We start from the raw sequence: 12,623 nt of genomic DNA, 5'->3' as shown, positions 1-12,623 counted from the left end.
CGGATCAGGTCAAATGACTTGGCCGAGAATTCGAACATATTCCTCAACCATGGAATCCACCGAATACCGCAACCTCAGGCCTTTGGCGTTTTGTCGCAGTTCGTCGCGCAGGGTTGGGTCGGTCAGGAGTTTCGAGACGGCGGCCGACAGCTTCGCATGATCGGAGGCATCCACGAACAGTGCTGTCGGTTTGCCTTCGAAGGACAGCACCTCGCGCAGGACGGGAAGATCGGTGACGACGGAGGGAACGCCGGCGTTTGCGGCTTCGACCGCGGCAAGGCCGAAAGTCTCGGCTTGTGTCGGAAATACGAACACGTCCAGGCAGGCGAGAAAGTCGGCCATCTGGCGCGGGGTGATTTCCCCGAGCAGATGCAGTCTGTCCGAGACTTTCAAATCATCCGCCAGCTGCCTTAGCCGAACCTCGTCGGCACCCTGGCCGGCCAGTGCGAGATGCCAGGACGGTTGATCCGGCAGCAGGCGTATCGCTGCATCGAGCCGCTTGTGCGGGTGCAGCCTGGCTGCGCAGCCAAGCAATATGCGGTCCGGCGGAAGATTGAACTTCTGTCGCGCAGCTTCCTTCGGCAGGGTGAGGGCCTTGTCGTCGAAGCCGTGCGGGACATGCACCATGCGCGACCGGTAGGCCGCAGGGTAGCGCGAATATTCGCGCTGCATGTCCAGCGAGTTCAGCGTGATGCGGTCGAAGAAGCCGAGGCTGCCCATGACGATGTCGGCCGTGCGGATCGGCCAGCTCATCGACAGTGCGGACGACACCTGATTGGCGATGACGGGCGCGCGGCAGACGAGGCGAGACACGCCCGCGCCGATGACGTTGCCGAAATGCTGAAAGGTCAGAACGGCGTCGGGCCTGGTGGTCCTGATATGACGGCCGAGCGTCCACAGCATTTGCAGCAGGGCCAGTGGATGTCCCGGCCGGCGCGATGCGCAGTAGAGCGTATCGGGCGGCTCGTCGAATGAATCCGATTTGCGGAAGAAGAACAGATTGGTGACCCGATAGCCGCGCGCGGTCAGGCCGGCGCCGAGTAGCCTGGAAATCTCCTGGGCGCCCGCATTCTCGGCTTGCGTCTGGACGAGAAGCACGTGCGGCTTCGGTCGGCCGCTGCCCCGACTTGCGAGTGCTGCCGCGGTCGACGGCAGCTTCGGTGCCTCGCCCAGTTCTGCGCCTGGCTGGTAATGCAGCACGGATCCCGACCCGCTAATGAAACGTTCACCTTCTTAACGCCGTACCTATCATGCGAGCGTCGCGCGGACACCGGCTAGCAACAAACGGAGTTAATGCCCTGTCCGCCGGAACGGCATCGTTCACAGGAGAATGGCAGCGGTTTGCGGACGGTGCGAAGCGAGCGCGTTAACCAATTGGTCATCTTCGCGCGGAGGCGGGTAACCGCGGATTAACCATAGATATTTACGGTGGCGCAGGCCACTGAACAGTGCTTGCCAGTTGAATCCGAGTAAAGTCCATGACGTTCGGTCGCCGCGCAGACCCGACAAGTTCCGGATCGACCGGTGTCTCCGCGTCGTGGCAGACTCAAGATGCGTCGAACGGTGAGGCTGGCGGAGCCGCAGCCCGCCTTGGCGGTGTGCTCACTGCCGCAGGCGCGCTCTCCTTCATTCGGGACAATGCTCGCCGTATCCTGGCGCTCGCTCTTGCGATCTTCGCCCTCGGCGTCATCGTTCTGCTGGTGATCCCGGTTCGATTTGCGGCGACCGCGCTGGTCGTCGTCGATCCCCGCGAACAACGCGTGACCGCGGATCAGGACGTTCTGCCGGGCATAGGGCAGGATAGCGCCGCGCTGCAAAGCCTGGTCGAAGTGGCGAAGTCCGACGGCTTTCTCAAGCCGCTGATCGAGCAGCTCAAGATTCGGGATGACGAGGACATTTCCGGGGGACATACCGACCCCGCGCGCCTGCTCGAGAGGTTCCGCAACCGTCTCGACATTTCCCGCCGCGGGCTCACTTACGTCATCGCCATCCGCTTCACGTCGAACCGGCCGGAGCGGGCGGCCTATTATGCGAACGCGATAGCCGAGGCGTTCGTCGCGAGCCAGAGTCGCAACCGCACCGATGCGACCGACGAGGCGGCCGACTGGCTCAGTGGCCGGCTCAAGACATTAAACGACCGGTTGAGGGCGTCAGAGGACGCCGTGGCCACGTTCAAGCTCGAGCACAGGATCGTCAACGCCGGCAAGGATTCCACGACCCAGCAATTGCGCGTGACCGAGCTGTCGCAGCAGGTCGCCGCCGCGCGCGCCCGGGCCGAAGAGGCCAAAGCCCGCTACGAGCAGGCGCAGCGCGACGTCAAGGCGAATGTCGAGGGTCCGGCCAAGCAGGATCTCCTGAGCGCGCTGCGCGCGCAGCGGTCGGCGCTCAATGATCAAATCGCGCAGAAGCGCGCGGTGTTCGGCGATCGCCATCCCGACCTCGTCATGTCCTACAGCCAGCTGAACGATCTCAACAGGCAGATCGAGGTCGAGCGGGCCAAGAGCATCGACACCGCAAAGTCGGAGTACGAGGCCCAGCGCGAACAGCAGAAGGCCCTCGAAGGCCAGATGAAGGCGGCTGAATCGCAGCTCCTGGTCGACGGTCAGGCTCTGGTCAGGCTCCAGGAGTTGCAGCGCGACGCCGAGGCGAACAGAAACATCTACGAACAATTCCTGTCGCGCTCGAAGACGACGAACGAGCAGCGTCTCCTGCAGAGCTCCCAGACCAAGATTGCGTCGTCCGCCATTCCGCCGCTTCGCTCGACCCTTCCGCCGCTGCCCTTGCTGCTTGCCGCGCTCGCGATCGGCTCGCTGCTGACATCGACGGCGGTCGTTGCCGCTACGGGACGCCGATCGGACAAGCCCGTCGAAGACGTTCGTGCCCCCGATCCGGCTCCGCGCCAGCCCGCGTCGTGGCCACGCCCGCCCGTGTGGGCCCGCATTCCCGACTTGCTGCCGGGCGATGTGCCCCGAAACATCTGGCAAGGTCCGGTCTCAGCGACGGCTGCGCTCGATCTCAGTCCACATTTGCGCCCGCTGTTCGACCGGCTGGAGAAATTGCCGGGAGCCCGGGGCAAGGTCGCGCTCGTGATGTCAGTCGGCAAGCGGGCCGGCGGCAACACCGTCGCGCGGTCGCTGAACCGGTGGGCGGTGAACAAGGGGAAGTTGAGCGTCCTGATCCGGGTCGAGCCGGACCTCGGTGGTGCCGCGGTTAGCCTCGTCAAGGAGCAGGCGGACGGCATGACCACGGCGGACTTTCGCAGCGTCGACGCGCTTCTGGGCGCCGGCAAGCGGCCCGAGGCGTCGCCCGCGGATGACATTCGTTCGGAGTTCGATCTGATCGTCGTCCACGCCACCTCGCTGGCCTTGCAGCCGGAGGCGGCGGCGCTCGCCGCTCACGCTGATCTGGTCGTCCTGGTCGCTTGCGAAGACGCGGTCGATTCCGCTGCAATGCGCAGGGCAATGGCGGCGCTGTCCCGCTTTGGCAGCGTGCCGACCGGGCTCGTCATCAATCGTGTCCCGCCCGATCCGTCGGCGGCGCGTCGTCGGGGCGAAGTGTTGGGCCTGGCCGGTTGATCGACGCCTAATCGCCGGAGTCGGCACCGCGGACCGCAAAGGCGCCGCGTTTCGATGCCGAGAAGCGCAGAAGCACGAGAATTGAAGGGTCGACTCCGGTTCGCCGGCGACAGAGGATGTTGAGCGCGATGGTCGCGAACGCCAGCGACACGGTCGCCGAGATCGCCGCGCCAAGCACGCCGAGCCAGGGAATCAGGACGAGAAATCCGACCAGCCGCAGTGCGACGTTCGCCGCGACGACGGGGACATAGATGCGCTCATGGCCGGTCAGCTGCAGGATCGCGGCGGATGGACCGCCCGCCGCCTGGAAAGCGGTGCCGATCGCGAGCACGATCAGGACCCAGTGCTGTGCGGCGAAATGAGGCCCGAACAGGTTGAGAAGATGGGGGCCGCCGATCCAGATCAGGAGAAGTCCGCTGGCCACGCAAAGTGCGGTCACTTCCGCCATGAGCCGCAACGTTCGCCCGAACTCCTGGTGGTTCTTGCTGAAGTACAGCGAAGGAAGCCGACGCGCCCCGAAACTGTACAGCGCCGCCGACAGCATGGCGAAGATGTTGGCCAGGCGCGAGGCGGCGAAATAGATTCCAGCGGTCGCCGGATCCAGCATCCAGTAGACCAGGATGACGTCGAAATACTGGTTGGCCGCTTCCAGGATGGACGCAACCCAGAAATGGAGCGCGCTGGCTCTCCAGCGAGAGGTCTCGTAACGCGCCGCCGTGCTGCGCAAGTCCGGCAGGGCTCGCGCAATGGCAACGACCTGCGCGACAAGGCCGACCGACATGGCGATCGTCATCACGGCGAACAACTCGGCGGGATCGAGCTGCCGATGGCCGAACAACATGGCAAGCAGAAACAGGACGACGATGACCCGCCAGAAGAGCTCCCGGTTTCCTTCGCCCATGAGAATGCTGACCAGCGAGCGGGCGATCTGGCTGCCGAGCATCAGTCCGGCATTCACCGCCGTGTAGGCCGAGAGAGCAAGGATCAGCAGCCACCAATCGCCCCTCAAGCTCGCGGCCAACGCGACCGCGGCGATCGCGATCAGCATCGCGACGGAGGTCATCTTGAAGCTCGACAGGAGGACCCCTTTGGTGAGGTCGGGCCTGTCTTCGACCTGATACTCGTTCAAAAATCGCACCAGAAGCGACTCCTGGCCGACCAGCCCCACGACCGCTGCGATCTGGGCAACGGAAAGCCAGGTCGCAAAGATGCCGAATCCATCAGGCGACATCGTTCGCGCCGCCAGCGAGAACAACGCAAACGCAAGCGCGCCGCTGCCAACCTTGAGGAGGATGGTCCCGACAACACCGCGCGTCACGTCGCGCCGCAGGAACTGGACGATGGATTCGATCATGGACGTTGAGGGACGACTTTCCCCTGGAGATACGCGCTGCGATGGCGGTGACAGCCTAGCATGGTGAAAAACGGCGAGTGTTAATGGGGCCTCTGGAGTCCTGTTGGTTGCGGCCGATGTCGGCGAAACATCCGCTGCGTCACGGTGGGACACCTTCGTTCCGGCTGTCCCAGTTAGAGCGCAGGCCGGCTTCGTCGAAAAGCGACGTGATGTCGCTCTGACGAGAAGCAGCCATGCGTTCCGCCGTGGCGTCGCCGAACACCGGTTCTTGTCGAACATCCCGAGCAAGACGCGTGCCGAAACATCGTCCGGCCAGATCGAGTCTTCGGTTCGTTAACCTCGATCGACGGAAATGATCGCGTTCGGTCCTGCGATGCGACATCAGGCGGGATAATTGCACATGGAACCACCGTTAACCGTGGGAGCCTGGACCATGACGGCGGATAGCACCGTGACTGAGCCGATCGCCGCAGCTGCGACCACGACGATCGTTGCGGACGTCGCGATTGTCGGAGGTGGCCTTGCAGGTTCGCTCGCGGCTGCTGTCCTTGCGCGGGCAGGGCATCGCGTCGCGCTGGTGGACAAGCGCGCGGTCTATCCGGACGAGTTTCGGGTCGAGAAGATCGGAGGCCCGCAGCTGGAGATGTTCCGCAGGCTGGGCTTCATCCGCGGCCTCGCGAGCGTCGCTTGTCCATACGATCAGGTGCTCAATGTCAGGGAAGGCAAGGTGGTCGATGTCAGCGTCGGCCAGGCTTACGGGCTTCCCTATGCCGGTCTCGTTGCCATGGCGCGCGGCCAGATACCCGATCCGTCCAGCCTCATCGTCGACGAGGTCACCGCAGTCACCTGTAGCGACGACGTCCAGCATCTGGAGCTTGCCTCCGGGCGCCGCCTCAATGCGCGTCTTGTCGTTCTGGCGACGGGCATGGCCGGAGCCCTCGGCTACAAGCTGGGCATCAGGCGGCGCGTGCTGGCCGCAGGCCACTCGGTCTCGTTCGGCTTCACGATCGCGCGCCGGGACGGCACGCCGTTCGATTTCAAGGCGCTGACCTGTTACGGCGAGCGCATTTCCGACGGCGTCGATTATCTCAGCCTGTTTCCGGTACCCGCCGGCATGCGGGCCAATCTCTTCATGTTCCGCGACCCGACCGATCCGGTCATGCGTGATCTGCGTCGCGACACGGAAGCGACGCTCCTGCGGCTGCTGCCGGGATTGCAGCCCTATCTCGGCGATTTTCGCGTGACGGATCGGGTACAGAACTGGGTGATGGATCTGTCCGTCGTCGAAGGACACCTCCAGCCCGGCGTCGTGCTGATCGGCGATGCGTTTCAGACCAACTGTCCCGCCGCCGGAACGGGCGTAGCCCGCCTGCTGGTGGACGTCGAGCGTCTCTGCACCGAATATGCGCCGCGGTGGCTTGCGACCGAAGGCATGAGCACGGAGAAGATATCGGAGTTCTATTCCGATCGCGACAAGATCGCCGCGGACCAGCAGTCACTGAAGATGGCGCGCTTCCGCCAGGCGCTGACGTCGCGCGACGATATCAGCTGGGATGTGCGGCGACGGTTGCACTTCCTGCGGCGGAGCATCACCCATCGGGTCGATCAGATGCGGCCGGGCTGGCTCGCGCAGGTCCGCAGCGCGCTGCGCGCCTGAGGGCCGCGACCCTCCAGCGCCTGACGCCCGTCAGCGCGTGGGCGTCGAGGTGCGGGCTGGCGAGAGCCTGAACTCCGAAATTCGCTTGGCGGCAAGTTTGAGCCAGGGCGCCTGCTCCAGTGCGAACAGGGATATCGCGCCTGTGGTGCTGCCGGCCTGCGTGACCGCCCACATCGGCGAGGGCTGCGCGCCGAACAATTTCTTGTATGGCTCGTCGCCAATGGTGAAGTCGAGCATCTGATCCCCGCGCTCGATGCAGTCCTTCGCCACCTGCTCGAACATCAGCGCGCCCAGGGACTGGCTCTTGTATCCGGCAATGTCGAAGGCACTCATGATGACGAGGAAGCTGTCACGGTGGTGCAAGCCGAGCACGGCGGCGATCACCTCGCCATCCATCTTCATGGCATAGAGCCGCGCAAGGGAGCCGAGACCGCGGACCGCGACGTCGGAATAGAAGTCGTAATATTCCGGGCGCTGGAGCAGGTCTCCGTCGCCCTGCGACTGGAACCGCGGACCGCGAAATTTCCTCATTACGTCCAGCGCCTCGAGGACGGCGGCGCTGTCGTTGCAGCACGAGAAGCTCAGCGCGCCCTTCTTCTGGAGCTGCCGATACTTCTTTGCGAGCTCCTTCTGATAGGAACGATCCATCGCACTGGCCCGCCATTGCTCGAATGGGGCGAGGAGAACGGTCGCGTAGGCATTGGTGTCCATCGCGACGCGGCGCGGCGCGGCCAGAAGGTTCTCGATCGGGAGCCGCCCGTCCGGCAGCTTGGTCACGCGGAGCAGGTCGAAAGGACGAACGAGGCGGCGAATTTCGGCGCATGCCTCCGCATCCCCAAGCAGTTCGGAAAACACCGCCGGACTGCAAACCGGCGCCAGATAGTCGGAGACGCGGAGATCTGCGAATTCGACGGTCCGTATCGGGCCGCGCCGGATCCGGAGCAGGGGCAGCACCATCGCAAGGGCGCCCGTCGCGCGGTAGCGAACGACGACGACCAGAGGGGTTGCTCCCGCATGAGACGCGAGCCTGCTGTAGAGGCTGTGCAGCCAGAGCGGATGCTGGAACGCGGTGGCGGCCGAGTGGTCGAACAGCTCTGCATAGTCCGCCGACAGGAAGTCGAATGCCGGCTCGACGGCGATATCGAACGTGTTGCCAGGCGTGTTCATGCGTAACCAGGGAAGCCAGGGAATTCGGGAGTGCTCGATCGAGCTGAGGGCTTATAGCAGGGGAGTGACGGTCGAGATACCGAGGTGGTACGATTTGCATTAAAAGGACCGAGCCGGGTTCGTATCGTTACCGAAGTCTTAAGATTTCGCGGCCGCGGAGGCTCGGAAGTGCAGACCTCGCCGCGCTAGCAAATAATTAACCGCGTTTAAGGAAGGTCAATCATGGCCAGCCTACAGACCGAGGTGGACTCCGGGGCTCCCGGGAGCGCGATCTGGAAGACGCGCAGCGTTGGCGTTGAGAAGATTGCCAGGGCCGCGATTGGCTGTTCGATCACCATCAACGTCGTCGCGTCGATGGGCACCTTCAACACCGGGTTGTTGCCGGCGGAGCTGACCTACCTGCAGCAGGCCGTCGCGGTCCTGATGTGGGGCGTCCTGATCTACGCCAGCGCATTCGTGCGTCCGCCCCTGCGTTTGCAGTTCAATCCCGATCTGATCGTTCTGGTCGCATTCTACGCCTTCGCCGTCATCTCCGTGTTCTGGACCAGCCTGAACACTGCCGCGATCATGAAGAGCCTGGCGCTTGCGATGACGACCTTCGGTGCATTCTGTCTCATCACGCGCATCGACATGGACGAGGTTGTCAGGGCCACGGCGTTGGGCCTTTTCATATTGGTCGCCGCATCGGCCTTCTTTGCGCTCGCCGTACCCGATATCGGGATAGACCACAGCTGGATGCATAACGGTCAATGGCAAGGCGTCTATGAATCGAAGCAGACCCTCGGTTTCGTCGGCGCATATCTGATGTTCTTCGCCTGCTATCTGAAGATGAAGGGGCAGGGGTGGCCGGCTTTCCTCCTGACCTTCCTTCTGGCGTCCACATGTGTCCTCGCGTCGGAATCTCGGGGCGCCGGTGCCGTTGCCCTGGCCGCATGCGCATTGCTGTTGACCTCGATGTGGTCGGTCATCTGCATGAGACTCTATGCGGTCCTGCCGTTCGTCATGTGTTTGCTGGCCGGCGCGCTGATCTTCTATTTTTACGCGACGGGGTATGACGCGATCCATGTCGGCGACGCGTCCGTCGATTTGACCGAGCGGACGTTCATCTGGCATTACGCCATCAGCCATTTCGATGACGCGCCGCTGCTCGGCTTCGGGATCAACGGCTTCTGGACCATCCCGTCGATATACGACTATTTCGAGCAGAACCATGGCTGGGTGCTCGACAATTATCACAGCGGCTATATCGCGATCCTGATGGAGACGGGGTTTCTCGGCTACACGCTTTTCGCCGCGAGCGTCCTGCTGTTCTCGAACAAGGTTCTTCATCTGATTTCGGCCCGCGCGATCGACCGGTCGCACTGCGCGCTGATCATCGGATTTGTCGTTCTCAGCTTTCAGACCAATTTTACCGAGACGACGTTCCTTCGTTCGACGATGTTCACGTCGGTGCTGCTGGTGGCGTTCTTCTTCGCGACGTGCAGGCCTGTACCGCAGACCGATCTCTAGTCTCAACGAATGGAAGCAAGATGAGAGCCATCCGCGCTCGCTGGACGAGACGCTTCAATCTTGCGGCTACGGCAGTTTTCCTCGCGTCGTTTGGCTTCCATGCCCATGGGGCCGGGCAGGCTTCCCGTGACCTGCCGAAATTGGGGCGCGGCATCAATATTCTCGGCTATGACGGGATCTGGGAAGGCGGCCGGAACGCGCCGTTCCGCCTGGACAATCTGACGGCAATCAGGAAGGCCGGATTTTCGCACGTCAGGATCAACTTTTTCGGCTTCAAGTTCATGGGCCCGGGGAACGTGCTGGACGAGATCGTTCTGAGGCGGCTCGATGCCGTCATCGAGGACGTCCTTGCAAGAAACCTCATTCCGATCGTCGACGAGCACGACACCCATATCTGCCAACGCGACGTTTCCGAATGCGGCGAGAAGCTCAGGGCATTCTGGCGGCAGATCGCCGAGCGCTATGCCGGAAAATATCCCGCGCTGGTCTTCGAGGTCCTGAACGAGCCTGGCGGGCAAATGACGTCCGGCGACTGGAATTCGCTCCTCAACGAATGTCTTGAAATCATCCGCCGCACCAATCCGGCGCGGCCGGTCATTGCCGCGGTTTTCAATACGGACGCCATCCCCGTCGACGACCTGACTCTTCCGGCCGACGACAGGAACTTGATCGTCACGTTTCACTATTACGCGCCGATACGATTCACGCATCAGGGCGCGCCGTGGTCCCCGACGTTTTCGCGGATCGGGCCGCTGGACTGGGGCAGTCCGGACGACGAAGCGAAGGCTGCCGCTGACTTCGGGAAGGTGAATCTCTGGGCGGAGAAGGAGAAGCGCCCCGTCTATCTCGGCGAGTTCGGGGTATACGAGCGTGCACCATCGGACAGCCGCGCGAGATATTTGTCGTTCATGGCGAGAAGCGCCGACAGGCTTGGCTGGTCATGGGCCTATTGGCAATTCGACCATGATTTCGCGGCCTTCGACAGCGCGCGCCAGGCCTGGAAGCCGGACATCCTGCGTGCGCTGATTCCGCCGCAGCGTTGAAGCGGCGGTCGCGATTTCGCTGCACAGTCTCGTCGGCCGTCGCGCGAAATCTGCGGCACTCTTCGCGCCGTTCGCAATCGCGTACGTGGCGCGTCACCAGTCGATCAAAACCATGTGGCGATCTCCCGGAGGCGTCGATACGCCGTCTCGCGCGCTGCGAGGATCGGGTCCGCCGGGCCGGTGGTCGGCCCGATCGGCACGAAGCGCACGTCGCTGATGCCAATGAAGCGCAGCGCCTCGCGCAAATAGGGTGTCGCCATGTCGGTGCGGCCGCGGTTCATGCCGGTGACGAAGTCGCTGCCGCTGGCGAGGATGACGATGGTCGGCCGGTCCTCTAGCAGCGGAAGGTATCCCGACGCTGGGTCGTACCGGAAGGTAAGCCCGGGCTGGACGATGATGTCGAACCACTGCTTGAGCTTGTAGGGGATGCCGAAATTCCACATCGGCGTCGAGATCAGCACTCGTTCGGCGAGCGACAAGCGCGTCGCCATGCGCTCGGCCTCGGCAAAGCTGTCGCGCTGGGCGTCGTCGAAGGCCTGGGCCTTCATCCGCGCATATTTGGCCTCGACAATCGGCCCCGCAAACTCCGGCATCCGCTCCCGCCAGAGATCCATGACGTCGATGTCCCAGTCGGGACGCACCTGGCGAAATCCGTCAAGGAAGACGCGCGCGCCGGCGCTCGACTCCGAGTCGGGACGCGGCGAGCAGGAGAGGTGCAGGAGCTTTGCCACCGCTCATCCCAGCGCTCTGATGACGGCATCCGCCCGCGTGACGATGGCGACGTTCTGCATGGCAAAATTGATCGAGGCCGAGTGCCAGTCGGCATTCATGGTCGAGCAGCAATCCTCCGGCACGATCATGAAATAACCCTTGTCGGCGCCGGTGCGCGCGGTGTGCTCGACCGACATGTTGGTCCAGGCGCCGGTGTTGATGATCATGTCGCGGCCGGTGGCCTTCAGGATCGTCTCCAGCCGCGTGCCCTCCCAGGCGCTCATCCGCATCTTCTCGACGACGAAATCGCCCGGCCGGGGCTCCAGGCCCGAGACCGGCGCCGCGCCCCAGCTGCCTCGCACCATCGCCTTGCTGTCGACCAGACCCTCGAACAGCGGCGCGTTCAGCGTCACGCCGGGGGCGCCGGGCTCGACCACGAACCAGACATGGATGATGGCGACGCCGCGCGCCCGCGCGACCTCGGCAAGACGCCGGACATTCTCGACCACATGCTGCTGCTTCGCGTGAGCGGGCGCGCCTGACCCGTCGAACGCGCCGCCATCCATGATGACGTCGTTCTGAAGATCCTGGATGATCATGGCGCAGCGCTGCGGATCGAGCCGCATCTCGCCGTCGGTGAGGATGGGCGCTGCGGCCGCGGGGCCGGCGCTTGCGCCTCCGCCGCCGCGCCTGCCGCTCATATAGGGCTCGTGGCGCGGTCCCACCTTGGTCGGGATGGCATAGACCGAATGCGTCGAGGTCAGATAGAGCGTGCGGAAATCCGGCCCGCCCCAGGCGAGGTTGGCGACGAGCTCGGGCACACGTACCTTGCCGAGCAGCTCGCCGCGCGGCGAGTAGACCCAGACGCCGCCGGGCGCGGTGACCCAGACATTGCCGTGCTGGTCGCACTTCATGCCGTCGGGCAGGCCAGGCTCGAGCTCGGACTTGATGCCACTCGCGAACACCCGCGCATTCGAGAGCGTGCCGTCGGCATTGACGTCGAATACGCGGATCAGCGCCTGCACGGTGTCGTTGACATAGAGCAGCCGTTCGTCGGGCGAGAAGCACAGTCCGTTCGGCTGGTCGAACAGATTGCGATCGACGACGAGCTTCGGCTCGCCGCCGGGCATGACGCGATAGACGCCCTGGAAGCCAAGCTGCCGCGGCCGCTCGACGCCATAGACCGGCATGCGGCCGTACCAGGGATCCGAGAAATAGATTGCGCCCGAGGAGTGCACGCAGACGTCGTTGGGGCTGTTGAGCTCCTGGCCTCCGAAATGCGAGGCCAGCACCTCGCGCCGGCCGTCCGGCCGTTCGCGGATCAGCGACGAGGTGGCGTGCTCGCAGACGATCAGATTGAGCTCGGCGTCGTAGGTCATGCCGTTGCATTTGTTCGACGGGCGCTTGACCTCGGCCACGCCGCGCCGTGCGTCCCAACGCCGCCGAACGTCGCCGGGCATGTCAGAGAACAGGAGGTAATGATCGACCGGATGCCAGATCGGGCCTTCCGTGAAGTCAAAGCCTGTTCCGACCTGCGCCACCGGGGCATAGGGATCGATCAGGGTCTCGAATTCGCTTCGCAAGGTGACATGCGTCATCGGTCGATC

At 63.8% G+C, this 12,623-nt stretch carries 9 protein-coding genes; 4 read left to right on the top strand and 5 right to left on the bottom strand.

The features are described 5' to 3' along the window. Positions 1-9 precede the first annotated feature (9 nt). Entirely contained in the window at positions 10-1,200 is a 1,191-nt protein-coding gene (locus tag EI171_RS31185; RefSeq protein ID WP_161535593.1) for a glycosyltransferase family 4 protein, read from the bottom strand. A gap of 278 nt (positions 1,201-1,478) precedes the next feature. Between EI171_RS31185 and EI171_RS31180 the strand changes: the two genes are divergently transcribed. Next, the gene (locus EI171_RS31180; RefSeq protein WP_161535592.1) at positions 1,479-3,575 is read left to right on the top strand and encodes a GumC family protein; all 2,097 of its coding nucleotides are present in this window, start codon (positions 1,479-1,481) and stop codon (positions 3,573-3,575) included. A gap of 7 nt (positions 3,576-3,582) precedes the next feature. Here EI171_RS31180 and EI171_RS31175 read toward each other — a convergent pair whose 3' ends face one another. Beyond that, a complete protein-coding gene (locus EI171_RS31175) occupies positions 3,583-4,929 on the bottom strand; it encodes a lipopolysaccharide biosynthesis protein (protein ID WP_028172046.1) in 1,347 nt (448 codons plus the stop codon). Between the two features lie 433 nt (positions 4,930-5,362). Between EI171_RS31175 and EI171_RS31170 the strand changes: the two genes are divergently transcribed. Next, the gene (locus tag EI171_RS31170) at positions 5,363-6,586 is read left to right on the top strand and encodes an NAD(P)/FAD-dependent oxidoreductase (protein WP_161535591.1); all 1,224 of its coding nucleotides are present in this window, start codon (positions 5,363-5,365) and stop codon (positions 6,584-6,586) included. Positions 6,587-6,616: 30 nt separating this feature from the next. Here the strand turns inward: EI171_RS31170 and EI171_RS31165 are convergent, their stop codons facing one another. Continuing rightward, positions 6,617-7,753: a GNAT family N-acetyltransferase gene (locus EI171_RS31165; RefSeq protein ID WP_161535590.1), complete on the bottom strand. Its 1,137-nt coding sequence runs from the start codon at positions 7,751-7,753 to the stop codon at positions 6,617-6,619. Between the two features lie 222 nt (positions 7,754-7,975). Between EI171_RS31165 and EI171_RS31160 the strand changes: the two genes are divergently transcribed. Beyond that, complete coding sequence (locus tag EI171_RS31160) at positions 7,976-9,262, top strand: O-antigen ligase family protein (protein WP_161535589.1); 1,287 nt, start codon at positions 7,976-7,978, stop codon at positions 9,260-9,262. Positions 9,263-9,282: 20 nt separating this feature from the next. Beyond that, complete coding sequence (locus EI171_RS31155) at positions 9,283-10,305, top strand: glycoside hydrolase family 5 protein (RefSeq protein WP_161535588.1); 1,023 nt, start codon at positions 9,283-9,285, stop codon at positions 10,303-10,305. A 104-nt stretch (positions 10,306-10,409) separates the two neighbouring features. Here the strand turns inward: EI171_RS31155 and EI171_RS31150 are convergent, their stop codons facing one another. Both EI171_RS31150 and EI171_RS31145 read right to left on the bottom strand, forming a co-directional pair. Beyond that, complete coding sequence (locus EI171_RS31150; RefSeq protein WP_161535587.1) at positions 10,410-11,036, bottom strand: FMN-dependent NADH-azoreductase; 627 nt, start codon at positions 11,034-11,036, stop codon at positions 10,410-10,412. Positions 11,037-11,039: 3 nt separating this feature from the next. After that, complete coding sequence (locus tag EI171_RS31145) at positions 11,040-12,614, bottom strand: isochorismatase family protein (RefSeq protein ID WP_161535586.1); 1,575 nt, start codon at positions 12,612-12,614, stop codon at positions 11,040-11,042. Positions 12,615-12,623: the final 9 nt, after the last annotated feature.

The organism is Bradyrhizobium sp. LCT2 (genome assembly GCF_009931255.1).
Classification (GTDB): Bacteria; Pseudomonadota; Alphaproteobacteria; order Rhizobiales; family Xanthobacteraceae; genus Bradyrhizobium; species Bradyrhizobium diazoefficiens.
The sequence above is the reverse complement of the archived record's forward strand: the minus strand, read 5'-3'. Positions and strand labels throughout refer to the sequence as shown.